Raw genomic sequence first — 24,303 nt, forward strand, 5'->3', positions numbered from 1 at the left:
GATTCATCATGTCTGAAGCCACCAACAAGACCGCACAGCCGGCCATCGGCGATCACGTGATGATCACCATGAAGGGTGTGAACAAGTGGTACGGCCAGTTCCACGTGCTCAAGGACATCAACCTGGAGGTCAAGCAGGGCGAGCGTATCGTGCTCTGCGGGCCCTCCGGCTCGGGCAAGTCCACCACCATCCGCTGCATCAACCGCCTGGAGGAACACCAACAGGGCAGCATCGTGGTCGATGGCACCGAGCTGACCAACGACCTCAAGCAGATCGAGGCGATCCGCAGCGAAGTCGGCATGGTGTTCCAGCACTTCAACCTGTTCCCCCACCTGACCGTGCTGCAGAACTGCATCCTGGCGCCCATGTGGGTGCGCAAGATGCCCAAGCGCCAGGCCGAGGAAGTCGCCATGCATTACCTGGAGCGCGTGCGCATCCCGGAGCAGGCCAACAAGTTCCCCGGCCAGCTCTCCGGCGGTCAGCAGCAGCGGGTGGCGATCGCCCGCGCGCTGTGCATGAAGCCGAAGATCATGCTGTTCGACGAACCCACCTCGGCGCTCGATCCGGAAATGGTCAAGGAGGTGCTCGACACCATGATCGGCCTGGCGCAGAGCGGCATGACCATGCTCTGTGTGACCCACGAGATGGGGTTTGCGCGCACCGTGGCGAACCGGGTGATCTTCATGGACAAGGGCGAGATCGTCGAGCAGGCGCCGCCGGACCAGTTCTTCGACAACCCGCAGTCGGACCGCACCAAGCTGTTCCTCAGCCAGATCCTGCACTGATATCCGAACCTGCCCCTCTCCTTGGGGAGAGGGGCAGGTGATCGCTTGCAACGCTCGTCTCCCCCGATGGCAAGCCAGCGCCGCAACGGCGTATGCTGCCGATTCCACCGCAACAAGGTGCGCATCGGGAAAACCGGCTGAACTCGGCCGCCCCATCGGTGTTCCCATGTGCAGTGGTTTGCCAGGGATGGGCTACCGTTTCAGGTAGCTCCCCTGCATCCGCCGTCCAAAGGAAGAGAGCCGACGTGAACCTGATCCTATCGCCATTGAACCTCAGCAAAGCCAAGGCCTGGGGCGCCCACGCGGTGACCTCCAGCGGTGTCATCCTCGCGCTGCTCGCGCTTCTCGCGCTGGTCGACAACAAGCCGCAGGCCTGCCTGCTGTGGCTGGGTGCGGCCTTGCTGGTGGACGGCCTGGACGGCACCCTGGCGCGCAAGTTCGACGTCAAGGCGGTGCTGCCGCACTTCGATGGCTCCACCCTGGACCTGGTGATCGACTACCTCACCTACGTCTTCATCCCCGCGATCTTCATCTACCGCTACGTGCCGCTGCCGGTGCACACCGAACTGCTGGCGGTGGGGGTGATCCTGGTGTCCTCGCTGTTCTGCTTCTGCAACGTCAACATGAAGAGCAAGGACAACTACTTCGTCGGCTTCCCGGCCGCCTGGAACGTGGTGGCGGTGTATTTCTTCGTGCTCGACCTGAACCCCTGGGTGAGCTTCGTCACCGTGCTGGTGCTGGCCGCGCTGACCCTGACCCGCATGAAGTTCCTGCACCCCTTCCGCGTACGCCAGTTCATGCCGCTGAACATCGCTGTGACCTTCGTCTGGATGCTCAGCAGCGCGCTGCTGATCCTCCAGCACCCGGTGGACCAGCCCTGGCTGCTCGGCCTGTGGTTCGTGGCTTCGGCTTACTTCGTCGGCGTCTGCGTGTGGCGCACGGCCATGGAGTGGTTCAACTGACCGAGCCGGAATCGCGGTTTGCTTCCACGTAGGATGGTGTGGAGCGAAGCGATACCCATCGATACCCATGCATCCAGCAGCATGGGTATCGCAAGCTCCACCCTTCCTACGTTCCTGCACCTCTCAGACGTCTTACGCCTGCCGCCCCATCAGCCGCTGCCGGAAAGCCCCCGGCGTCTCCCCGCACACCTGCTTGAACAGGCGCGCGAAGCTTGCCCGGTCGGCATAGCCGACATCGCTGGCGATGCGCTCCAGCGAACGCCCCGGATCACCCAGTGCCTCCTGCGCCGAGGCGATGCGCAGGCGTTGCACGTAATCGTTCGGCGACATCCCGACCTGCTCGCGGAAGCGCCGCAACAGCGTGCGTGTGGAGCAGTGCACGCGCTGCGCCAGGCTGGCGAGGTCGAAGGGCTGCGCGTAGTTGTCTTCCAGCCAGGTCAGCAGTGGCTCCAGTGGCGAGCCAGCGGGCAGCGGGTCGGGCAGCAGCGGGGTGAAGCGCCGCTGGCGGCCGCGTCCGTGCTCGAACACCAGGGTCGCCGCCGCGCGACGCGCGAGTGCCGCGCCGGCATGGCGCTCGATCAGGTACAGGCACAGGTCCAGTCCGGCTTGCGCGCCGCCGGAACAGAGCCGGCCGTGGTCGTCGGTGCACAGGGCGTCGATGTCCAGCCGCACACGGGGATAACGTGCGCGGAACGCCGTTTCCAGCGCCCAGTGCGTAGTGGCGCGGCGCTCGTCCAGCACGCCGGCTTCGGCCAGCAGGAAGGCGCTGCTGCACAGGCTGCCCAGCTGTACGCTGGCGGGGGCGCGGCGCAACCAGTCCAGCAGCGCTTGATTGGCGGCGAAGGTCGCGTCGATGTCGGCGCCGGTGGCGGGGATCAGCAGCAGGTCGCAGCGCGCGGCGAGGTCGAGCCCGCCTTCCACTTCCACGCGGCCGAAGGGCAGCGCCACTGGGCCGCCGTCGGCGCTGACCCGCAGCACCTCGAAGCGTCGTTCGCCGGCCAGGCGGTTGGCGAGGTGGAAACTGTCCATGGCCAGGCCAAGGCTGGAACACAGGGTTTGCGGGCAGACGAACAGGGCTATCCTGAACATGGCGTCTCGCTTTGCTCCGTCGATGGAAGTGGCGCTATTGATCATAATGTTGTCGATATTGCCAATCGTGTCCAGTCGATCCATCCCCGATACTGCGTCATCTCTCCTGACACGAGCCCCACCATGGCCCACCCCAACGCCCAGCTGATCGAACGTTTCTACCAGGCCTTCCAGCGTCGTGACGGCGAGGCCATGGCCGCCTGCTACAGCGCCGACGTGCAGTTCAGCGACCCGGTCTTCACCGACCTGCGCGGCGCCGAGGCCGGCGACATGTGGCGCATGCTCACCGCCCGCGCCCAGGATTTCTCGTTGACCTACGAGGGCGTCGAGGCCGATGAGACGCGCGGTTCGGCACGCTGGGTGGCGTCCTACACCTTTACCCAGACTGGTCGGAAAGTGATCAATCACATCCGGGCACATTTCCACTTCCGCGACGGATTGATCTGTCAGCACGTGGACAGCTTCGATCTGTGGAAATGGTCCCGCCAGGCCCTCGGCGCCAAGGGTGCCCTGCTGGGTTGGGCGCCGCCGGTGCAGGGGGCGATCCGTGCCCAGGCCGCCAAAGGCCTGGCGGCGTACCGCGCACAACGGGTTGGGAAGGCCTGATCGCGGGCTTTCGGGCTCGCCCGTGGCGGCGGGATAGGCTTAAATGACAGGCGACTGAGAGCCGGATGCCGCCATGATCACACTTTTCCAGTTCCCGCCCGCCTTCAACGTACCCAACGTCAGCCCCTTCTGCCTGAAGCTGGAGACCTTCCTGCGCCTCGCCGGCCTGGAGTACCAGATCAAGCATGTGATGGACCCGCGCAAGGGGCCCAAGGGCAAGCTGCCGTTCATTACGCTGGACGGCAAGGCCGTCGCCGATACGGCGATCATCATGCGCACGCTGCAGCAGTACTACGAATTCGACCTCGACGCCGGCCTCGATGCCCGTGGCCGTGGCTGGGCGGTGTCGATCACCCGTCTGTGCGACGAGCACCTGGTGCCGTTGCTGGTGTACTTCCGCTGGCTCGACGAGCAGGGCTTCCGCCAGGTGAAGGACGTGATGTTCCGCGGCGTGCCCGGGCCGCTGCGGCCGGTGGTGGGGGCGATGCTGCAACGCAAGATTCGCGGCGACCTCAAGGGCCGCGGCCTGCTGCGCCACAGCCGCGAGGAACTGCTGGGCTTCGCCCGTGACGACCTCGAAGCCCTGGACGGCATGCTCGGCGACCTGCCGTACTTCGGCGGCGCCCAGCCGTGCAGCGCCGATGCGGCGACCTACGGCGTGCTGGCCAACCTGATCCTCAGCACCCTGGAAACCCCGCTCAACGACATGGCGCGCAGCTACGAGCGCCTGGTCGCCTACTGCGACCGCATGCAGGCGCGGGTCTGGGCGTCGTGACCGCCGCCGAGCCCAAACCCTGGTTCGTCTACCTGGTGCGCGCCGAGAACGGCGCGCTGTACTGCGGCATCAGCGACGACGCGCAACGGCGCTTCGAAACCCATCGTACCGGCAAGGGCGCGCGCTTCTTCCATTCCAGCCCGGCCCAGGCGCTGGTCTATGTCGAGGCCTGCGCCGGCAAGGGCGACGCCCTGCGCCGCGAGCGCGCGATCAAGGCGCTGACCAAGAAGGCCAAGGAGCGCCTGGTGCTGGCCAATCCCTTCACCATCAGCGCCGTGGATGTCGTCCTATCCGAGGGATGAGGTAGGAGTCGTCCTACGTAAGGGTTAAGCTGCCGGACCACCTTCCGGCCGCTGGAGCCCCCCATGTCCGAGCTGATCCTGCACCACTACCCGACTTCGCCCTTCGCCGAAAAGGCGCGTCTGATGCTGGGCTTCAAGCAGCTGTCCTGGCGCTCGGTGACCATTCCGCCGCTGATGCCCAAGCCGGACCTCATGGCCCTCACCGGTGGCTACCGCAAGACCCCGGTGCTGCAGGTCGGCGCCGACATCTACTGCGACACCGCGCTGATCGCCCGCCGCCTGGAGCAGGAAAAGGCCGTGCCGGCGCTGTTCCCCGAAGGCCACGAATTCACCTCGGCCAGCTTCGCCCTGTGGGCCGACTCGGTAATCTTCCAGCATGCCGTCAGCCTGGTGTTCCAGCCCGAATCCATCGCCATGCGCTTCGGCAAGCTGCCGCCGCAGTTCCTCCAGGCCTTCGTCGCCGACCGCAGCCAGCTGTTCAGCGGCGGCACCGCCAGCAAGCTGCCGGCCGAGCAGGCCAAGCACCAGTGGCCTGCCTTCATGGCCCGCGTCGAGGAGCAACTGGCCCGCGAGGAGGGCGACTTCCTGTTCGGCGAGCCCTCCATCGCCGATTTCGCCCTGGCGCACTGCCTGTGGTTCCTCAAAGGCACGCCGGTCACCGCGCCGCTGGTGGACGATTACCCGTCGGTCGCTGCCTGGCTCGGCCGCGTCCTGGGCTTCGGCCACGGTGCCGCCAGCGAGATGAGCGCCGAGCAAGCCATCGCCGTGGCTCGAGACAGCCAGCCGGCGGCACTGCCGGAAGAGGCCTTCGTCGATCCCAACGGCTTCAAGGCCGGCCAGCGCGTGGTAATCGCCGCCACCGACTACGGCTGCGACCCGGTGGAAGGCGAGCTGCTGCACGCCGGGCTGGAAAGCCTGATCCTGCGCCGCGAAGACCCGCGCGCCGGGACCGTCCACGTGCACTTCCCGCGTATCGGCTTCAGCATCCGCCCGGCCTGAGTCCTGCCGGGCCGGGGCACTGCCGCGTCACCGGCGTACGCAGGCGCGGCAGGTTTTCGGCCATTTCGCGGAAGTGCTGCAGGCGCTCGTAGCAGAGCGCCATTTCCCCGCTGTTGCTGTTGTACCAGGCGTCCGGTGCGCCGCAGCTGACCAGCCGCAGGTTCAGCGGGCGCGGCGGGTGAAACAGGCGGAAGACCTCGTTGACCATCAGCTGCAGGTGATCGCCGTCGCGCAGCAGGGCGATCAGCGGCCCGGCTTGCTCCGGGTTCATCGAAGGCGGGTCCCAGCTCAGGCGCCAGGCCGCGTGGTGCTGGATCGAGGACGTACGCCGGGTGTGCCGGATCCATTCGAACGCCTTGCTCGCCTGGCGGAACTCCCGGTCGCAGTAGACCGCCCGCTCATAGGGCAGGCCGGTGAGCGGCGGCAGCCAGTCCAGCCGCGCCATGTCGCTGCCGTAGAGCAGGCAGGCGATGTTGTAGTAGCGCTGCTCGTCCAGCGGGTGACTGTCCCAGGCCAGCACCTGGTCCGGCGGCGGCTTGGGCGTCTGCCACTCCAGTCGCCAGTAATCGGCGATGTCCAGCAGGCGTGCGTCCACCTCGTCGCGTGGCAACCGGGCGTAGAGGTGGAACAGCAGGATGAAGCCGAGCTGGTCCGCCGCATCCTCCTCACGCCCGAGCACCGGCAGGTCGTACTCGGCAATCAGTACATGCCCCATCTCGTGCATCACGCTGAACTCGGCGTTGGCCAGCACGAAGCGTGCGACGTTGGGCGTCAGTGACGGGGGCGTCGGGTCGGCGAACAGGAGACGGGTGCAGAGCAGCAACAGCAGCGTCCAGTACGAGCAGTGCAACCGGGGATGCCCGGAGAGCGGAGACGCAGCGGCAGTGAAAGCAGGCAAGGCGGACATGGCGACCACCGCGAGCGAGAGGCGCCTGATCTGACTCTAGCAGCCATACTGCGCGGGCTGCGGGGCGCTTTGTCGGAAGACTGTGCGATGGTCGCTTGAGGCGTCTGGCGCGGGCGTCTATCGTCCAACCCTCCTTGCACGACACCCATGAACAACACCCAATGCACGAGAAAGGACGCCGCGCATGCACGCCTACGATATCGAACTGCTGAAATATTCCACGCCCGCCGCCGGGGAGGAGCTCCAGGGCTGGTGCTTCGGCCTGCCGCCGGGCATCACGCCCGCGCAATGGCCGCTGGACCCGGATACCGGCTACCCGCTGATGCACGGCTTCACCCTGCGCCTGCCCGAGGATTATCGGGTGCACGGGCCGGAGATCGTCGCGCTGAGCTTCTTCTCGCTGTCGCCGGACCAGAACGACGGCGGCCCGAGCACGGTGGACGGCATCGCCGAGCAGATCCTTTCGCCGGACGATCAGCCTCCGGCCGATCCGCACCTGCTGCCGTTCTGGCAAGCCGGCCGCGCCAGCCACCCGCGCCTGCACCGCATGGAGGACATCCTTGGCGGCGGCTACGCCGTGATCCTGCTGACCGAAGCCGAATTCAACGGCGCCGCGTGCCTGCCGCCGCAACTGCCCACGGGCAATCCACTGCTGGCGCAGACGGCCGCGCCACAATGGCTGGTGTCGGGTTCGGCGAGCACCTTCGACACCACCATGAAGGAAGGCGACTACCTGTTCGGCCTGTTCGGCGGCATTCCCCAGCCGGGGCTGGAGACGCGGTACCTGCTGCGCTGGACCCCGCGCGCCAGCGACCCCAATGCCGGGATCAAGCCCGACGAGTACGGCGAGACGGACTACCAGCAGTTCTACTACTGGGAGAACGACGACATCCATCGCGACAACTACCGCGAGCACGCCTGGAGCCTGGGCCACCAGCCCAACCACATCGGCGGCACCATGCGCCCGGTGCAGGGCATGCCGGACATCAGCGCCTACTACATCGGTTTCGAGGAATACCTGGGTGGCTACAACTTCGGCACCGGTAACGCGCAGCTGGATTTCCGCGACATGAAGATCGACTGGGCCTGCTGAGGGGGCCCGCTCCTACAGGAAAGAACATTTGCCGTGGCTACAAAAAAGCCCATCGCGAGATGGGCTTTTTCGTCAGCGCACGGACCTCAGTCCTTGCGGCGCTTGAGCTGGTCCTGCAACTGGGTTGGCAGGCCGCGGATGATCAGCATGTCGCGGGCCTCGTCGTACTCCACTTTGCTGCCCAGCAGGTGCGCCTCGAAGCTGATCGACAGCCCCTCGGCGCGGCCGGTGAAACGGCGGAACTGGTTGAGGGTGCGCTTGTCCGCCGGGATCTCCGGCGACAGGCCGTAGTCCTTGTTGCGGATGTAGTCGTAGAAGGCGCGCGGCGCCTGGTCGTCCATCAGCTCGGAGAGCGCGTCCAGGGCCATCGGCTCGCCGATCTTGGCCTGGCTGGTGGCGTAGTCCACCAGCACGTCGGTCTTCTCGCGGGCCTGTTCTTCGGGCAGGTCTTCGCTCTCCACGAAGTCGCTGAAGGCCTTGAGCAGGGTGCGGGTTTCGCTCGGGCCGTCGACGCCCTCGGTGCAACCGATGAAGTCGCGGAAGTAGTCGGAGACCTTCTTGCCGCCCTTGCCCTTGATGAACGAGATGTACTGCTTGGACGTCTTGTTGTTCTGCCACTCCGAGATATTGATCCGCGCGGCCATATGCAGCTGGCCCAGGTCCAGGTGGCGCGACGGGGTCACTTCCAGAGCGTCAGTCACCGCCACGCCTTCGCTGTGGTGCAGCAGGGCGATGGACAGATAGTCGGTCATGCCCTGCTGGTAATGGCAGAACAGCACGTGGCCGCCGGTGGAGAGGTTGGATTCTTCCATCAGCGTCTTCAGGTGTTCCACCGCCTGCTTGGAGAAGGCGACGAAGTCCTTGCCGTTGTCCAGGTACTCGCTCAGCCAGCCGCTGAACGGGTAGGCGCCGGACTCGCCCTGGAACAGGCCCCAGGCCTTGTTCGGCTTGGCGTTGTAGCTCTCGTTGAGGTCGGCCATCAGGTTCTCGATGGCCTGGGAGTCGCCCAGCTCGGCGTCGCGCGCGTGCAGCGTCGCGGGGTTGCCGTCGGGCTTCTTGTCGATCAGGTGGACGATGGCGTGACGAATCGGCATGGCGGACCCGGATGTTCAGTGCCGGCGGCGCCGCACGCATCGAAGCGGCGGCGGGGCGGGCGGATTGGAAAACGCCAGAGTTTACCCGACCCGGCGCCGGGATGCGCGACGCTTACCAGCGGACCGGTGGCAGGCGGCGGGTATGAAAGATGCGCAGCACCTGCAAGCGGCCTCCGCGAATACGGTAGGGGATCAGGTAGGGATGGCTGCTCATCGCCCATTCGCGCGTGCCAGGCACGCGGCCCTCCCGGCCGGCGGCAGGATTGGCGGCGAGCAAAGCGACGTCGGTCAGCACGGCGCTGACGAAGGCCCGCGCCGCTGCGGGGTTGTCCTGGGCGATATAGCTGGCTTCGGTATCGAGGTTGCGCAGGGCATTGCGCAGCCACTCAATCCGCATCGCGCGCCCACTTGTTGAGGATGGCCTTCACCTCGGCGTCGCTGGCGAAGTCACCGGCATCCGCCTCCGCTATCGCCTGCTGGATTTCGCCGATCTGCCAGGATTCGCGGTTCAGGTATTCCTCCAGCGCCTGGACGGCGAGGAAGTTCTTGCTGCGGCCAGTGGCCTCGGCCAGCTTGGCGAGGGTTTCGGACTGATCGTCCGACAGGCGCAGGGACATGATGGGCATGGAGCACCTCATGTGTAGTGGCGTGGGGTGTAGTGGCTTGCACTACAAGATACTACAACCTACTACAGGTGCTGCATGCGTCCGTCGGCTGCAGTGGATTCCGAAATCGTCATCGGCTCAATCCGCCGGCACCAAGCCTTCGTCGCGTTCACGGCGATTGCGGCGCAGCTGGCGCAGGCGGCGGATTACATAGTTCAGGTGCAGGTGCAGCTCGTACAGCTCGTTGTAGTAGGACAGCGGCACCTCGACCTTGGCCAGTTCGGCCTCCAGCTGCTCCAGGCGTTCGATCTCGGTGCTCAGCTCGGCGCTGCCGGTGCGCTCGTCCAGGCGCCGGTCGATCTCGCGCAGGTAGCGGTACCAGCGGTAGATGCGCGCACGGATGCGCCAGCGATACAGCGGGCCGATGGACTTGAGCAACGGGATGAGGATGGCGATGAAGGGGATCAGCAGGATGATGTAGCGGTCCGCCAGCGAGGCGATGCGGAACGGCAGGAAGCGCTGCAGCAGCGGCGGGCCGCTCTTGTAGTAGCGCTCGGCGTCTTCCTGCAGGGCCAGTGTGCGCGGCTCGGCGCTGGGGAAGGCGCCGGCTGCGTCGAGCAGGGTGCCGCTCTTCATCACCGCACGCGCGGCTTCGAGGATCAGCGGGGTGAGCGCCGGGTGGAAGTCGCCGTTGACCACCAGGGTGGCGACCGGCGAGAGGGTCGCAAGGTCCTCGTCCGGCACGTTCTGCGCCAGGTTCAGCAGGCCCTCGCTGACTTCCACGCGCTTGAGGAAGGGAATCCGCGCCTCGTAGGCATGGGCGCGGCGAAACCCGGTGAGCTTGAGCTCGGGGCTCGCCGCCAGGCGCTGGATCAGCGGGTTCTCCGCCGGACCGACGAAGAAGGCGGCGTCCAGTTCGCCGGCCAGCAACTGGTTGGCCACCGCGTTGCCGCCGTGCGCTTGCCAGCCGGCGGGCAGGGGATCGGTGGGAATCTCGTTGGCCTTGAGGATGGCCTCGGTCACCGCCTCGGTGCCGCTGCCTGAACCACCGATGGCGACGCGCAGGGCGAGCAGGTCGGCCAGGCGGTCGATCTTCGCCTCGCGGCGCTGGAACAGCCACAGCGGCTCCTGGAACACGGCACCGAGGGTTTGCAGGTGCGCGCGCTGCTTGGGTTCGAGCTGTTGCTCCTGGCCACTTTGCACCAGCGCCAGGTCCACGCCGCTCTTGCCGTCCAGCAGCTTGCCGAGGTTGTCGCGGGAACCTGCGGTGCGTACCAGCTGCAGGTCGAAGCCCTGCTTGGCCAGTTCCTCCTTCAGCCGTTGGCCGAACACCGCGTAGCCGCCACCCGGCGCGCCGGTGGCCAGGGTGGCGCTCATCGGTGGCGGCGGCGCGACGAAGTAGAAGACCGCGGCGACCAGTGCGGCCAGCACCGGCACCAGCCAGAGGTTGGCGCGGACCAGGATGGCAAGGTCCTTGAGCATGTTCAGAAGGCGTTGCATGGGGAGTCCTTGTGACGACGTGCTGTCCTGAAAAGATAGCCAGCCTGGACGCTGGTGAATGACGGGTGACGAATCAGGTGTTTCCGAACCGCCAGCACCGCGGCTCCGTGGCGCAGGAGTTTCCCTGTAGGAGCGGGCCATGCCCGCGATCCGCCGGCAAGGCCGGCGAATCCGCCATCGGCAGGGCGCAAACCGCTATCATCGCAAGCCTCGAAACACGGCTGCGGACTTCACGGCATGCGCATTCTCCACACCTCCGACTGGCACCTGGGCCAGCATTTCATGGGCAAGAGCCGCGAGGCCGAGCACCAGGCGTTCTGCGCCTGGCTGGTCGAACAGGTGCGCGAGCAGGCCGTGGACGCGGTAATCATCGCTGGCGACGTGTTCGATACCGGCGCGCCGCCCAGCTATGCCCGTGAGCAGTACAACCGCTTCATCGTCGAGCTGCGCGATACCGGCGCGCGTCTGGTGGTGCTGGGTGGCAACCACGACTCGGTGGCGATGCTGGAGGAGTCCCGCGACCTGCTGGCCTGCCTGGATACCCAGGTGATTGCCGCCGTCGGCACCGACCTCGATCGCCAGTTGCTGGTGCTGCCGCAACGTGACGGCCAGCCCGGCGCCATCCTCTGCGCGATTCCCTTCATCCGTCCGCGCGACGTGCTCACCAGCCAGGCCGGGCAGAGCGCGCAGGACAAGCAACTGGCCCTGCAGCAGGCGATCCAGACGCATTACCGCGAGCTGTTCGAGCGCGCCGAGGCGCAGCGCGAACAGCTTGGCCGGCACCTGCCGATCATCGCCACCGGCCACCTCACCACCGTTGGCGCCAGCGCCAGCGAGTCGGTGCGGGAAATCTACGTCGGCACCCTGGAGGCTTTCCCCGCCAGCGCCTTCCCGGCGGCGGACTACATCGCTCTCGGCCATATCCACCGGCCGCAGAAGGTCGGCGGCCTGGAGCACATCCGCTATTGCGGCTCGCCCATCGCGCTGAGCTTCGACGAGGCGACCCAGGGCAAGGAAGTGCTGCTGGTGAACCTGGATGACAGCGGCCTGCAAAGCGTCACCGCACTGCCGGTGCCGCGCTTCCAGCCGCTGAAGTCGGTGTCCGGCAGCCTCGCCGAGCTGCCCGCTGAACTGGCCCGCGTCGCCCGCGAAGGCAGCGCGGAGCAGCCGGTCTGGCTGGAAGTCATGGTGCACACCGACGACTACCTGACCGACATCCAGCTGCGCGTCGAGAAGCTCTGCGAGGAGCTGCCGGTGATCGTCCTGCGCACCCGTCGCGAGCGCGGCACCACGCAGGCGGCGCTGTTCAGCGAAGCCAGGGAAACCCTCGACGAACTCAGCCCCGAAGACGTGTTTCGCCAGCGCCTGGACGCCGAGGACCTGGAGGCGCCGCTGCGCGAGCGACTGACCGGGCTCTACCGACAGGTCGTGGCCGATCTGCAGGAGGAGCACCCGTGAGAATCCTCAGCCTGCGCCTGAAGAACCTCAACTCGCTCAAGGGCGAATGGAAGATCGACTTCACCGCCGAGCCCTTCGCCGGCAACGGCCTGTTCGCCATCACCGGGCCGACCGGGGCGGGCAAGACCACGCTGCTCGATGCCATCTGCCTCGCCCTGTACCACCGCACGCCGCGCATGAGTGTGCTGTCGCAGAGCGGCAACGAACTGATGACCCGGCACACCGCCGACTGCCTTGCCGAAGTGGAATTCGAGGTGAAGGGCCAGCCTTACCGCGCCTTCTGGAGCCAGCGCCGCGCCCGCGACAAGGCCGAAGGTGCATTGCAGGCGCCAAAGGTGGAGCTGGTGCGCATCGACCGCGCCACCGGTGAAGGGCAGATTCTCACCGACAAGATCAACGACAAGCTCAAGCAGACCGAGACGCTCACCGGCCTCGACTTCGAGCGCTTCACCAAGTCCATGCTGCTGGCCCAGGGCGGTTTCGCCGCCTTCCTCGAGGCCAACGCCAACCAGCGCGCGGAGCTGCTGGAGGAGCTCACCGGTACCGAAATCTACGGGCTGATTTCCCAGCGTGTATTCGAGCGCACTCGTGAAGTACGCGGCGCGCTGGACCAGTTGCGCGCCCGCGCCGAAGGCTTCGAGCTGCTCAGCGCCGAACAACGCGGCGAACTGGAACAGCAGGGCCGCGACGCCGCCGTGCAGGAAACCGCCTGGCAAGCACAGCACGCAGCGCTCCAGGCACAACGCCGCTGGCGCGAAGACCTGACCCGCGCGCAACAGCAGGTCGAGCAGGCCGGTGCGAAAGAGGCAGGCGCGCGCCAGGCGCTGGAGCAGGCGCAACCCGATCTGCAACGCCTGGCGGACAGCGAGCCCGCCGCACGACTGCAACCGCTGCACCAGGCCTGGCGCAGCACCCACGAGAGCGCTGAACAGGGCCGCGCGGCGCTGGAGGACAATCGCACACAGCAGGCGTCCAACCGTGAAGCAGTCGCCCAGGCTCTGTGGGCGTCCAGCCAGTACGCGCAGCAGATGCTGGCTGCGCGCGAGGGCGAGCACAAGGCTGTCAGCGAACAACACCAGGAGCTGCAGGTGCGTCTGGCGCAGCATCCGCAGCGCGCGAAACTGGGAGAACTGCTCGGCGGCTGGCGCGCGCAATTCGCCCAGCGCTCGCGTCTGGCTCAGGCCATTGCCGATCTGCAGCGGCAGACGCAGGCAGCCGACCAGGCATTGCAGAACGCGACCGCGCAGCGGCAGACGCTGCAGGGCACCGTCGCCTTCATGCAGCAGCAGATTGACACGGCCGGCACGCAGGAGCGTCAGCACCAGCAGCAGCTCGATGCCTTGCTGGGCGGCGCAACTGAAACTGACCTGCGTGAACGCCTGCAACAGGCGCAACTGCATAGCCGTGGGCTGGACCGTCTGGAGCAACTAGCCCAGGCCCGCGCCCAGGCTGCTGCGCAGCTGGCACGCTGGCAGCCCGAACTGGATGCGCTGCGCCAGAAAAGAACCGAGCGCGACACAGCTATCGTCGCGCTGCGCGAGCGTTATCAGGCGACCAAGCAGCAGGTCGCCGACAAGGAAAAACTCCTGCAGCAGGAGCAGCGCATCCACCAGCTGGAGCATCTGCGCGCGCAGTTGCAGCCCGGCGAGGCCTGCCCGTTGTGCGGCTCGCCGGAGCACCCGGCGGTGGCGGCCTACCAGGCGCTGGATGTTTCCTCCACGCAGTCAGCGCTGGAGCAGGCACGTCAGCAGCTGGCCGAGCTGGAAAGCCAGGGCATTGCCCTGCGGGGTGAACTGGCCGAACTGGATGCGCAACTGCAGCAGGGGCAGCGTCAGCGGGACGAAGCCCAGGTCGCGTTGGCGCAGCACCAGCAGGCTTGGCAGCAACAGTGTGAAGCACAGGGCATTGCGCTGAAGGACGATCAGCAGCTCAGCGCCGAGCGTGAGCGCCATGAAGCTTTGCAGGCTGCCTTGCAGCGGCAACTGAAGGCGCTCGAAGCGCTTCGGGTTCAGCTCCAGCAGGCGCAGCAGCAACGCCAGCGCGCCGAGCGCGATCACGCCGAAGCCGCACAGCAGCTGGCACTCTTCGACCAGCAACAGACCCACGAACGCCAGCGCCAGGAAGAGCGCGCGCAGCAACTCGCGGTTCAGCGTACTGACCTGCAACAGCAGGACCAGACACTGGCCACCACGCTGGGCGAACTGGGCTACAGCGTGCCGGACGACGGAGAGCAATGGCTTGCCGAGCGCACCGCGCAATGGCAGCAATGGCAGCAGGACCAGCAGCGTGGCCAGGAACTGGCTGCGGCCGAGCGCGACGCCGAACAGGCTGCCCGCGCGGCGCAACAGATCGCCGCGCAATGGCAGCAGCGTTGGCAGACGGCCGGCTTCGATGCGCGCCAGCCGCTGGCGATTCACGCAACTCCACAACAGGCATTGGTACAGGCCGAGGAGCAGCTGGCTGCCGCCCAGCGTCAGGCCGATGCCTTGCAAGGGCGCGAGCAGTCGCTGGCGGAACGGCTGGAGCAGGAGCAGGCGCGCCTTGCCGAGCGCCTGGCGAGTTGGCAGCAGGCGCTGGCGGTGAGCCCCTTCACCGATGAGGCGACCTACCTCGCCGCGCTGCTGGACGATGCCCGGCGCAGCGAACTCAGTGAACTGCGCCAGCGTCTGGGAACGGCCATCACCGAAGCCGTTACCCTGCGCGCGGCCGCGAATCAGGACGTCGAGCGCCTGCAGGCCGAGCCCCATGGCGAACACGCGCTGGAGGAACTCGACGAGCAGCTGCAAGCGCTCGCCACTCAGCTGCGCGAACTCGGCCAGCGCCAGGGCGAGATTCGTGCCCAGCTGCAAGGCGACGACAATCGCCGCGCCAGCCAGCAGAGCCTGTTTGCGGAAATCGCCCGGCAGGAAGAGGAACATGATCTCTGGCAGCGCCTCAACAGTCTGATCGGCGCCTCCGACGGTGCGCGCTACCGGCGTTTCGCCCAGGGCCTGACCCTCGACCACCTGGTGCACCTCGCCAACCGCCAGCTGCAGCGCCTGCACGGTCGCTACCAGCTGGCCCGACGCAGCGACGGCGAGCTGGAACTGGAAGTGGTGGACACCTGGCAGGGCGACACCGCGCGTGACTGCAAGACGCTGTCGGGCGGCGAGAGCTTTCTGGTCAGCCTGGCCTTGGCGCTGGCGCTGTCCGACCTGGTCAGCCACAAGACCAGCATCGATTCGCTGTTCCTCGACGAAGGCTTCGGCACCCTCGACGGCGAGACGCTGGAAGTGGCGCTGGATGCCCTCGACAGCCTCAACGCCACGGGCAAGACCATCGGCGTGATCAGTCACGTCGAGGCGTTGAAGGAACGTATTCCGGTGCAACTCAAGGTACACAAGGGCGTCGGCATGGGTTACAGCCAGCTCGACGCACGCTTCCGTTTCAACCCCGAGCGATCCGAGCCGGAGAAAGCCTGATGGACACGCCCGTGCGCCACTGCGAAGAGAACGATCTACCCGACTGGATCGACCTGCGCCTGCAACTCTGGCCGGGCGATCACGCGGAAGAGTTCGTCGAGGAGGCACGCGACATCCTCGTGCAGCCGCAGCGCTATGGCGCGTGGCTGGCCCGCGATGAAAAGGGCAGGGCGCTCGGATTGGCGGAAGCCTCGGTGCGCAGCGATTACGTGAATGGCACGGACGGCTCGCCCGTGCTGTTTCTCGAAGGCATCTACGTGCGTGAGGACGCCCGCCGGCAAGGCGTGGCGCGGGCTCTGGTGCGCGCGGTACAGGCCTGGGGCCTTGCGCGCGGCTGTGTGGATTTCGCCTCCGATGCGGCGCTGGACAACAGCGTCAGTCATGCCTTGCATCGTGCCCTGGGCTTCGTCGAAACCGAGCGGGTCGTGTACTTCCGCAAGCCCCTCCACGATTGATCCACATCAGTCGGAACGCGAGCGCGGCACTGCGGTCAACTTGCAATCGACGTCAGGCGAGATAGGCTCAAGACCGCGTAAGTCAGCCGTTCCCGCCCGGGTCGGCATCCACAGGTATCGTGATCTTTCGTAGAGGTGATTTGTGATGAAGCAATCCGCATCGGCTCCGAAGAAACCCGCAGCGGCCAAACCCGCCGCGAAGCCGGCTGCGAAAGCGGCCAGCAAACCTGCCGCAAAACCCGCTGCTGCCAAGCCGGCCGCCAAGCCTGCTGCCAGCAAACCTGCCGCCAAGACCGCCGCGGCCAAGCCCGCCACCAAGGCCTCCGCTGCCAAACCGGCTGCTGCCAAGGCCGCTCCGCGCCGCGCCCCTGCGCTGGCCACGCCGTCGGACCTGAGCAAGAACGCCACCCGCGATCTGTCGGCGGCGCTCAACCGCCTGCTGGCGGATGTCTTCGCGCTGTACCTGAAGACCAAGAACTTCCACTGGCATGTGAGCGGTCCGCACTTCCGCGACTACCACCTGCTGCTGGATGACCACGCCACCGAAATCTTCGCGATGACCGACGCCATCGCCGAGCGCAACCGCAAGATCGGCGGCAACACCATCCGCTCCATCGGCCATATCTCGCGGCTGAAGCGCATCCTCGACAACGATGCCGAGTTCGTCCAGCCGCTGGACATGCTGGCCGAGCTGCAGGAGGACAACAAATCGCTGACTTCATACATGCGTGAAGTGCACGATTTGTGCGATGAGCACCATGACATCGCCACCGCCAGCCTGATCGAGAACTGGATCGACGAGACCGAGCAGCGCACCTGGTTCCTCTTCGAGACCAGCCGCCGGGGTGACAACACCGGCCACTGATCCTGGTGCCGGCAATGGAAAAAGGCCCCGCGAGGGGCCTTTTTCGTTACTGCGCCGCCGTGGGCGGGCTCTGCCAGAAGGTGGAGAACTCCTCGAACGGATAGCGCGTTCCGTCGTAGCTGACGGTGGTGCGCACGGTCTTCGGTGCGCCAACGTCGTCGCCTTCGTGCTCGCGCTGCACCTTCGACGTCACGATCAGGTCGGCGTAGCCGTGGTGACTGTCCTTGCCCATGGCCAGGGTGAGTTGCGAGCGCTCGATGACCAGCTTGTCGGCTCCACCGCAGACCACGCCTTCGAGCGTCGTCCACTGCCGCAGGTAGGTGCGGAACACCTCCTTGAGCTGGTCACCTTGCGGCGCGTAGAGGCTGAAGTCGTCATAGGACCAGGCGTCCGGGCAGCTTGCGCCGCGCGCCACGCTGCCGATGATCAGGCCGAAGCCGCGCACCTCCGGCGCCAGGCGATAGCGTGCGGTGTCGAGCCACAGGCTGGAGCTGTCGATCTCCACCATGGCGTCCTCGCCGATGCTGTCGTCGCTGCGCGTCACCAGTTTGCCGCTTTGTGTGTCGAGCTGGCCGACCAGCAGGTTCAGGTTGCGCTCGCCCGGTTCGGCCTTGTCGCCCGCCGCGCTGTAGGCGACTGCAATCACCTTCAGCTTCGGGTCGTCCGGCCAGGGCTTGCACGCAGCGGCTACTACGGGTGTTGCCGCTCCGGTCTCCGGTGCCTGCCAGCCCTGCTGGCCGAGCAGCCCGGCCAGGGTCTGCAGGGTGGCTGCGTCGCAAGGCTGCGCGGTGCGCTCCGCTGCGCCGGCGCTGGCGGCGAGGGTCAGCAGCGCGGCGCAGGTCCATTTCCCTATGGGGTACATCGGGTGCTCCTTGGGTTGATCGAGGAAGATCAGCGACCTTCGCTGTCCTTCCACTTGGTCATCAGGGTGTTCGATTCCAGGCTCTCGTCGAGCAGCTTCTTCGCCGTCTCCACGCCGGCCACCGGCAGCCCGGCGCGGTCGAGCAGACCGATCTGCACCAGCACGCTGGCCTGGTCCCAGTAGATGTGCTCGTGGCACAGCTTGTCGCCACGGAAGCGGATCACGCCGAGCATGGGAATCTCCACGTACTTGCCGGTGGGCGGCACGCCGGGAAGCATCCAATCGATCTCGCTGGTGTGGGTGAAGCACATGACGAATTCGTCCACTACCTGCAGCGCGCCGACGGTGCGGGAGATCGGCACCAGCTTCATGTCCGGCGGGTTGCCGTGGACGAAGTGGTTGCGGTAGAAGCGCGCCAGTTCGTCCTGGCCGACGCCGCCGGTCATGGTCGGGATGTGGTTGACGTAGGGCTGGGCGACCATGGTCGCCATGGTGGCGGGCACGTCGCGGGCGGCGAACTCGTGGTGGATGTGGTCTTCCCACAGCTGCGACAGGTCGAAGTCCGGGCCGATCTCGCGCTTGAGCGCGCCGATGCTGCGCTCGTGGGCCATCAGCGCAGCGGGTTTGTCGAAGTGCATGCCGTTGGGGCGGGCGAAGGCGTGGTCGACGCCGGGGTAGCTGTAGATTTCCGCCTTCGGCAGCTTGCCGAGGACTTCGCCGATGGCCGCGCGGGCGCTGGCGTCGCAGTACACGTCCTGCTCGGCGAAGTGCAGCACCAGGCGACCTTTGATGTTCTGCGCCTCGTCGAGCATCTGCTCGATGCCCATGCCGTAGTAGCCCACCGAGCAGGCCGCGTCGGTACGCGCGGCGGTCAGGTAGGCAAGCTTGCCGCCCAGGCAGAAGCCGACGTAGCCGATGCCGCGTTCCTCGACCTCCGGCAGGGCGCGCAGGGCGTCCATGGCAGCGGCGATGTCGTCCACGCCCTTGTCTACGTCGAAGCGCTGGAACAGGCCGATGGCCTGGCCGAACTCGGCTTCGCTGTAGCCCAGTTCCAGGTTCGGCTCTAGGCGCCAGAACAGGTCGGGCACCAGTGCGACATAGCCCTCCTCGGCATAACTGTCGGCGATGCTGCGCATGTTGGCGTTGACGCCGAAGATCTCCTGGCCGATCACCACGCCAGGGCCGTGCCCGCTGGCCGGTACCGCGAGATAACCGCTGAAGCTGCCGCTGCCGTCACGCGCGGCGATGCTGATGTTCTTGCCCATGTTCCCGTCTCTCCCAGGCTCGTTGTTGTGTTGTTCTGGCGCCGCATAGGGTGCGTGCTGGAGCGGCGCCTGCCAAGGGGGCCTGATGCTTGTGAGGGATAGTGGCGCAGCGCTACCATCGCGCCCCTCATGAACAGGGAGCTTCGGGATTGCATCGCATGGAGAGGACAACGGGTATCGCGCGTATCGGCCTGCTGCTGGCGGTAGCGGCAATGACGGCCTGCAGCAGCGTACCGCAGGACGAGACGCCACGACTGGTGCCGCGCGACATGGCGTCGTCGGAGTATCCGCAGCAGTTCCGGCCGCGGGGTATCGATGGCAGGGTGAAGACCTCCTTCGATATCGAGGCCAGCGGCGAGGTTGCCAACGTGCAGATCGTCGAGTCGAGCAACCCTGCGCTGGCCGAAGCCGTGCGCGAGCGTGTATCCCAGTGGCGCTTCGAGCCCTGGCAGCCCACCGCCAAGTACCCCGCGCCACGGCAGGTGGTGAAGACCTTCGAGTTCAAGCAGGCCGAAGCCGGCACCCCGATGCTGCCCTCGGACAAGGCGGCGGGTAACTCCGAGGAGAGTCTGGCGAACACCGTGCGCGAACTCCTCGCCCAGCCCCGCAGCGCGATCAGCAGCCAGTACGCAGAGTTCCATCAGGCCTACCCGGACCGACCGCTGGATCAACTGGCGACCTTCCGCATGACCAGTGGCGCGCTGTTCCTTGCCCAGCTCGGTGGCAAGCTGGATGTGGAGAAGAACCGGCTGATCGGCAAGCGCTTCGATGCCGCTCTGCCTCGCGTGCTGGAGCGCTGCCAGCAGCCTGACGCCGTTTATTCCGATGTGCTCGCCGAGGAGATGCGCCGCGCACAGGTTGACAGCACCAGCTCCTGAGCCGAAAAACACAGCTTGGACCTGCGAGGAACCTAGCCATGCTGATACGCGCGCAAACCGCCTGCCTGCTGCTCATCGACATCCAGGAACGTCTGTTCCCGGCCATCCACGACAACGAGGCGGTGCTCGAGCACAGCGCCTGGCTGCTGGCCATCGCGCGGCGGCTTGGTGTGCCGGTACTGGCCACCGAGCAGTACCCCAAGGGCCTCGGCCCGACGCTACCGGCGCTGCGCGCCGAGCTGGTCGAAGGCGAGGTGCTGGAGAAGATTGCCTTCTCGGCCGTCACCGATCCCGGCCTGTCGCAGTTGCCCGGTGGTGATCGCCGACAGTTCGTGGTGTGCGGCACCGAGGCCCATGTGTGCGTGCTGCAGACGGTGCTGGGCCTGTTGGCGGAGGACCGCGAGGTGTTCGTGGTGGCGGAGGCCGTCGGCTCGCGCCGCCCGCAGGACAAGGCGCTGGCGCTGGAGCGGATGCGCCAGGCCGGCGCGGTGATCGTCTCGCGGGAGATGGTCGCCTTCGAGTGGCTGGAGCGCGCCGGGACGGAAGTCTTCCGCGAGATCAGCAAGCAGTTCATCCGCTGAACTGCCCGTGAGTCCCCCTCAACGGGTGACGAACAGGCGGTCGCCGAGGAAGTCGAGGAACACCCGCAGCTTCAGCGGCATGCGCCGGCCCGCCGGCCACAGCGCGTGGAAGCTGCCCTGATGCGTGGTGTGTTCGCTCAGCACCTGCACCAGCCGGCCGTCGTTCAGTGCGCTGCGCACTGCGAAATCCGGCAGGCAGGCGATGCCCATGCCCTGGCTGGCGACGTTGATCAGCATGTCGGCGGTATTGCAGATCAGCCCGCCGTCCAGGCGCGGCTCCGTTTCTCCGGGGGCGAGCTCGAGCGGCCAGCGCTGCACCAGCCCGCTGCTCGGGTAGCGGTAGTGCAGGCACAGGTGCTGGTTGAGGTCCGCCGGCCGCCGCGGCGTGCCGTACTGCCGCAGGTAACCGGGCGAGGCCACCAGCAGCAGGCTGAAGTCGCCCAGCTTGCGCGCCTTCAACCGTGAGTCGCGCAGCTCGCCACCGCGCACCACGAGGTCGAAACCCTCTTCGATGACGTCCACCAGGCGGTCGGTGAAGTCGATGTCCAGCTGGATGCGCGGGTAGCAGCGGAGGAATTCCGGCAGCACCTGCGGCAACAGCCCAGCCACCAGCGGCATGCTGATCTTCAGGCGGCCGCGAGCCTGCTGGGTCGATAGCGCCAGTTCCTGCTCCGCCGCTTCCAGCTCGTCGAGGATGCGCCGGCAACGCTCGAGAAACAGCTGGCCTTCGTTGGACAGGCTCAGGCTGCGCGTGCTGCGGTGGAACAGGCGCACGCCCAGGCGCTCCTCGAGACGAGCGATGCTCTTGCCCACCGCCGAGGCGGAGAGGCCGAGCAGGCGCGCGGCCTGGGCGAAGCTCAGGGAGTCGGCAACCTGGAGGAAGACGCGCAGGCCGTTGAGACTGTCCATGGAAAGGTGTCCGTGCGGGCGGGCCGCCATTGTGCCGCGCGATGGGGGATCGATTGCGGACACAAGTGTCCGTTTTGTTCGGAATCCTAGCCTGTTTTTCCGCAATGCCGGGTTGATTAGCTTTGGGCAGGTCTTCCTCGATTCCTTGCGGAACCACCATGAAGTCTTCCCACGACACCCCTGAAAACCGATCCGAGGCCTCGCGCTGGCTGTTGTTGCTCGCCGCCAGCCTGACGGCGGTGCTGATTCCCCTGTGCTTCACCGGCCCGGCCGTGGTGCTGCCGGCCATTGCCCATGAGCTGGGCGGCTCGGCGGTGGCGTTGAACTGGATCGTCAACGGCTACGTGCTGGCCTACGGCGCGGCAATGATGGCGGCGGGCAGCCTGGCGGATGTCTACGGGCGCAAACGCGTCTGGCTGGTCGGCCTGGCGCTGTTCTGCGTGACCACCCTGGCGATCCCGCTGGCCGGTTCGGTGGCGGCCATCGACGTGTTGCGCCTGGTCCAGGGCGCGGGTGGCTCGGCCGCCTTCGCCGCTGCCATGGCAGCGCTGGCGCAGGAGTTCGACGGGCCGATCCGCACGCGGGTGTTCAGCCTGCTGGGCACTACTTTCGGCGTCGGCCTGGCGTTCGGCCCGCTGCTCGCCGGCTGGCTCACCGACGGGCCGGGTTGGCGCTGGGTGTTCCTGGTCCCGGCGGTGTGCGCGCTGGCCTCGGTTCCGGTGGTGGTGCGCTTCTGCCGCGAGACCCGTGATCCGCAGGCGCGCGGTCTGGACTGGCCCGGCGCGCTGAGCTTCACCGCCGCGCTCAGCCTGTTCACCTACGGCCTGCTGCTGGCGCCGGAACAGGGCTGGGCTAGCGTCCCGGTAATCGCGACGCTGGTGCTGAGCGGCGTGTTGCTGGTCGTGTTCATTGCCGTCGAACGCCGCATGGAGCGACCGTTGCTGGACCTGTCGCTGTTCAGCCAATGGCGTTTCGTTGGCGTGCAACTGCTGGGCGCGTCGCCAGCGTTCGCCTATGTGGTGCTGATCGTGCTGTTGCCGGGGCGCTTCATCGGCATCGAGGGGCAGGGCGCGCTGCAGGCCGGCTGGACCATGCTGGCGCTGTCGGCGCCGCTGCTGGTGGTGCCCTTCCTGGCGGCGCTGCTGGCGAAGCACTTCAGCGCTGGCAGCCTGTCGGCGATCGGTCTGCTGATCGTCGCGGGTGGGCTGCTGTGGCTGGCGCGCAACCTGGAGGTTGGTATTGCGCCGGATATGCCGCTGCTGGTGATCGGCATCGGCATTGGCCTGCCGTGGGGGCTGATGGATGGCCTGGCAGTGAGCGTGGTCAAGCGCGAACGTGCTGGCATGGCGACGGGCATCTTCAACACGGTGCGGGTGTCCGCCGACGCGGTGGCCATCGCCGTGGTCGGCGCCTTGCTGGCGACCCTGCTCGCGGCGCAACTGCAGCCGCTGGGCCTGGCCGCGGCGGAGCGCCTGATGAGTGCCAACCAGCTGGCCATCGGCAACCTGGCGGCGGTGGTCGAGCAACTGCCGCAGCTGGCGCCCGAGCAACTGCGCAGCGACTACGTGGCGGTGTTCAGTCGGGTGCTGGAGCTGCTGGCGGGCGTGACCTTCGTGGTCGCCGGGCTGGTGTTTCTGCTGCTGGGCCGGGAATGCGCGCCGGTGCTCGCCGCCGAGGCTTGAGCGCGGGGTGGCGGCGGATAACGCGTGCCGCGTTATGCGCCCTACGCTTGTGCCCGGTGGTGCGTCGGTTGGGGGACGCAGGGCGAACAATCGCTTGCGGTTATCCGCCGATCCATTGTGCGCGCGGTGGTGGCGGTTTGATTCAGTAGCGGCGGTGTTCCGGTTCGAGGAAGGTCCAGGCGACGAAGCGGCTCTGCTTCTGCCCCTGGGCCATGTCCACGGTGCGGATGGAAATGGCGCCAGCCTTTTTCAGCGCGCGGCGGAAGTCGTCCAGGTTGCCGGCCTTGGACACCAGCGAGCTGAACCAGCGGACCTGCTGGCCGACCTCGGCGCTTTCCATCGCCAGCTTGCGCAGGAAGGCGATCTCGCCGCCTTCGCACCACAGCTCGTTGCTCTGCCCGCCGAAGTTCAGCTTGGGCAGCTGGCGCGACGGGTCGAGCTTGCCGAGGTTCTTCCATTTGCGCCGGCTGCCACTGCTGGCTTCCTCGGGCGAGGAGTGGAAGGGCGGGTTGCACAGGGTCGCGTCGAAGCGCTCGTCGGCGCCGAGCAGGCCGCGGAAGATGTGTTTCGGATCGTGCTGCTGGCGCAGTTCGATGGCATCGCTCAGGCCCGGATTGCCGTTGACGATGGCGTGGGCGGAGGCCAGGGCAGCGGGTTCGATGTCCGAGCCGAGGAAGCGCCAGCCGTAGTCGCGGTGGCCGATCAACGGGTAGATGCAGTTGGCGCCGACGCCGATGTCCAGCATGCGCACGTCCGGCCCGCGCGGTACGCTGCCGCCGTTTTCCTCGGCGAGCAGGTCGGCGAGGTAGTGCACGTAGTCCGCCCGGCCGGGGATCGGCGGGCAGAGGAAGCCGGCGGGGATGTCCCACTGGCCGATGCCGTACTGCCCTTTCAGCAGCGCGCGGTTGAACACGCGCACCGCCTCGGGGCTGGCGAAATCGATGCTCGGCTTGCCGTAGGGGTTGGTGATGACGAAACGGCCCAGCTCCGGGCAGCCCTCGATCAGCGCCGGGAAGTCGTAGTGCCCCTGGTGGCGGTTGCGCGGGTGCAGCAGGTTCGGCCGCTTGGCGGCGGGGTCGCGCAGGGGCTGGGCAGGCTTTGCCGGGCCGGCGGGGTGTTTGGGCGATCTGGGTGCTTTCGACATGAGGGCGCGCGGGGCTGGGAGGCGGT

At 67.0% G+C, this 24,303-nt stretch carries 24 protein-coding genes; 14 read left to right on the forward strand and 10 right to left on the reverse strand.

Translation table 11 applies throughout. The annotated features are described in order from the left end of the window. Positions 1 to 8 precede the first annotated feature (8 nt). On the forward strand, positions 9 to 785 hold the full coding sequence (locus IB273_RS09835; RefSeq protein WP_024767156.1) for an amino acid ABC transporter ATP-binding protein: 777 nt from the start codon (positions 9 to 11) through the stop codon (positions 783 to 785). Between the two features lie 245 nt (positions 786 to 1,030). Beyond that, on the forward strand, positions 1,031 to 1,747 hold the full coding sequence (gene pcsA / locus IB273_RS09840) for a phosphatidylcholine synthase (protein ID WP_138216157.1): 717 nt from the start codon (positions 1,031 to 1,033) through the stop codon (positions 1,745 to 1,747). A gap of 132 nt (positions 1,748 to 1,879) precedes the next feature. Here pcsA and IB273_RS09845 read toward each other — a convergent pair whose 3' ends face one another. Next, positions 1,880 to 2,836, reverse strand: coding sequence for a GlxA family transcriptional regulator (locus tag IB273_RS09845; protein ID WP_192223973.1), 957 nt, complete (start codon positions 2,834 to 2,836; stop codon positions 1,880 to 1,882). Between the two features lie 123 nt (positions 2,837 to 2,959). Between IB273_RS09845 and IB273_RS09850 the strand changes: the two genes are divergently transcribed. From IB273_RS09850 to IB273_RS09865, 4 genes are all read left to right on the forward strand, one after another. After that, positions 2,960 to 3,442 carry a nuclear transport factor 2 family protein gene (locus IB273_RS09850; protein ID WP_081516101.1) on the forward strand — a complete coding sequence of 161 codons (483 nt, stop codon included), beginning with the start codon at positions 2,960 to 2,962 and terminating at the stop codon, positions 3,440 to 3,442. 73 nt (positions 3,443 to 3,515) lie between these two features. Next, positions 3,516 to 4,217 (forward strand): glutathione S-transferase C-terminal domain-containing protein, encoded by a 702-nt coding sequence (locus IB273_RS09855; RefSeq protein WP_192223974.1) that lies wholly within the window; start codon positions 3,516 to 3,518, stop codon positions 4,215 to 4,217. Continuing rightward, the gene (locus tag IB273_RS09860; protein WP_151188164.1) at positions 4,214 to 4,519 is read left to right on the forward strand and encodes a GIY-YIG nuclease family protein; all 306 of its coding nucleotides are present in this window, start codon (positions 4,214 to 4,216) and stop codon (positions 4,517 to 4,519) included. The genes IB273_RS09855 and IB273_RS09860 overlap by 4 nt, the downstream gene beginning before the upstream one ends. A 63-nt stretch (positions 4,520 to 4,582) precedes the next feature. Then, positions 4,583 to 5,518: a glutathione S-transferase family protein gene (locus tag IB273_RS09865; RefSeq protein WP_081516095.1), complete on the forward strand. Its 936-nt coding sequence runs from the start codon at positions 4,583 to 4,585 to the stop codon at positions 5,516 to 5,518. On the opposite strand, the gene IB273_RS09870 is transcribed toward IB273_RS09865, so the two are convergent. Then, a complete protein-coding gene (locus IB273_RS09870; RefSeq protein ID WP_225605906.1) occupies positions 5,499 to 6,425 on the reverse strand; it encodes a DUF4344 domain-containing metallopeptidase in 927 nt (308 codons plus the stop codon). The genes IB273_RS09865 and IB273_RS09870 overlap by 20 nt on opposite strands. Before the next feature lie 184 nt (positions 6,426 to 6,609). Between IB273_RS09870 and IB273_RS09875 the strand changes: the two genes are divergently transcribed. Next, complete coding sequence (locus IB273_RS09875) at positions 6,610 to 7,518, forward strand: hypothetical protein (RefSeq protein ID WP_192223975.1); 909 nt, start codon at positions 6,610 to 6,612, stop codon at positions 7,516 to 7,518. An 86-nt stretch (positions 7,519 to 7,604) separates the two neighbouring features. Here the strand turns inward: IB273_RS09875 and yejK are convergent, their stop codons facing one another. The 4 genes from yejK to IB273_RS09895 form a co-directional block, all read right to left on the reverse strand. After that, positions 7,605 to 8,612, reverse strand: coding sequence for a nucleoid-associated protein YejK (gene yejK, locus IB273_RS09880; RefSeq protein WP_081516091.1), 1,008 nt, complete (start codon positions 8,610 to 8,612; stop codon positions 7,605 to 7,607). 112 nt (positions 8,613 to 8,724) lie between these two features. Then, on the reverse strand, positions 8,725 to 9,009 hold the full coding sequence (locus tag IB273_RS09885) for a type II toxin-antitoxin system RelE/ParE family toxin (protein ID WP_192223976.1): 285 nt from the start codon (positions 9,007 to 9,009) through the stop codon (positions 8,725 to 8,727). Continuing rightward, positions 8,999 to 9,238, reverse strand: a complete 240-nt coding sequence (locus tag IB273_RS09890; RefSeq protein WP_192223977.1) for a CopG family ribbon-helix-helix protein — start codon at positions 9,236 to 9,238, stop codon at positions 8,999 to 9,001. The genes IB273_RS09885 and IB273_RS09890 overlap by 11 nt, the downstream gene beginning before the upstream one ends. A gap of 117 nt (positions 9,239 to 9,355) precedes the next feature. Then, a complete protein-coding gene (locus IB273_RS09895; protein WP_192223978.1) occupies positions 9,356 to 10,717 on the reverse strand; it encodes a TAXI family TRAP transporter solute-binding subunit in 1,362 nt (453 codons plus the stop codon). Between the two features lie 237 nt (positions 10,718 to 10,954). Between IB273_RS09895 and sbcD the strand changes: the two genes are divergently transcribed. From sbcD to IB273_RS09915, 4 genes are all read left to right on the forward strand, one after another. Continuing rightward, complete coding sequence (gene sbcD / locus IB273_RS09900) at positions 10,955 to 12,175, forward strand: exonuclease subunit SbcD (RefSeq protein ID WP_192223979.1); 1,221 nt, start codon at positions 10,955 to 10,957, stop codon at positions 12,173 to 12,175. Beyond that, positions 12,172 to 15,636 (forward strand): AAA family ATPase, encoded by a 3,465-nt coding sequence (locus IB273_RS09905; RefSeq protein ID WP_192223980.1) that lies wholly within the window; start codon positions 12,172 to 12,174, stop codon positions 15,634 to 15,636. Before sbcD ends, IB273_RS09905 begins: the two co-directional genes overlap by 4 nt. Next, on the forward strand, positions 15,636 to 16,091 hold the full coding sequence (aac(6'), locus tag IB273_RS09910; protein ID WP_192223981.1) for an aminoglycoside 6'-N-acetyltransferase: 456 nt from the start codon (positions 15,636 to 15,638) through the stop codon (positions 16,089 to 16,091). The genes IB273_RS09905 and aac(6') overlap by 1 nt, the downstream gene beginning before the upstream one ends. A gap of 145 nt (positions 16,092 to 16,236) precedes the next feature. Next, positions 16,237 to 16,956, forward strand: coding sequence for a Dps family protein (locus tag IB273_RS09915; RefSeq protein WP_192223982.1), 720 nt, complete (start codon positions 16,237 to 16,239; stop codon positions 16,954 to 16,956). Between the two features lie 46 nt (positions 16,957 to 17,002). On the opposite strand, the gene IB273_RS09920 is transcribed toward IB273_RS09915, so the two are convergent. Further along, positions 17,003 to 17,818: a hypothetical protein gene (locus IB273_RS09920; protein ID WP_192223983.1), complete on the reverse strand. Its 816-nt coding sequence runs from the start codon at positions 17,816 to 17,818 to the stop codon at positions 17,003 to 17,005. Positions 17,819 to 17,847: 29 nt separating this feature from the next. Next, positions 17,848 to 19,083, reverse strand: a complete 1,236-nt coding sequence (locus IB273_RS09925; protein ID WP_192223984.1) for a dienelactone hydrolase family protein — start codon at positions 19,081 to 19,083, stop codon at positions 17,848 to 17,850. Positions 19,084 to 19,241: 158 nt separating this feature from the next. On the opposite strand from IB273_RS09925, the gene IB273_RS09930 reads away from it, so the two are divergent. Further along, positions 19,242 to 19,961 (forward strand): energy transducer TonB, encoded by a 720-nt coding sequence (locus IB273_RS09930; RefSeq protein ID WP_192223985.1) that lies wholly within the window; start codon positions 19,242 to 19,244, stop codon positions 19,959 to 19,961. A gap of 38 nt (positions 19,962 to 19,999) precedes the next feature. Next, a complete protein-coding gene (locus tag IB273_RS09935; protein WP_081516069.1) occupies positions 20,000 to 20,542 on the forward strand; it encodes a hydrolase in 543 nt (180 codons plus the stop codon). 18 nt (positions 20,543 to 20,560) lie between these two features. On the opposite strand, the gene IB273_RS09940 is transcribed toward IB273_RS09935, so the two are convergent. Beyond that, on the reverse strand, positions 20,561 to 21,451 hold the full coding sequence (locus IB273_RS09940) for a LysR family transcriptional regulator (RefSeq protein WP_081516067.1): 891 nt from the start codon (positions 21,449 to 21,451) through the stop codon (positions 20,561 to 20,563). A 158-nt stretch (positions 21,452 to 21,609) separates the two neighbouring features. On the opposite strand from IB273_RS09940, the gene IB273_RS09945 reads away from it, so the two are divergent. Beyond that, positions 21,610 to 23,133, forward strand: coding sequence for an MFS transporter (locus tag IB273_RS09945; protein WP_192223986.1), 1,524 nt, complete (start codon positions 21,610 to 21,612; stop codon positions 23,131 to 23,133). A 142-nt stretch (positions 23,134 to 23,275) separates the two neighbouring features. Here IB273_RS09945 and rlmF read toward each other — a convergent pair whose 3' ends face one another. Further along, complete coding sequence (gene rlmF, locus IB273_RS09950) at positions 23,276 to 24,277, reverse strand: 23S rRNA (adenine(1618)-N(6))-methyltransferase RlmF (protein WP_225610150.1); 1,002 nt, start codon at positions 24,275 to 24,277, stop codon at positions 23,276 to 23,278. Positions 24,278 to 24,303: the final 26 nt, after the last annotated feature.

Source organism: Pseudomonas sp. PDM19 (assembly GCF_014852215.1).
Classification (GTDB): Bacteria; Pseudomonadota; Gammaproteobacteria; order Pseudomonadales; family Pseudomonadaceae; genus Pseudomonas.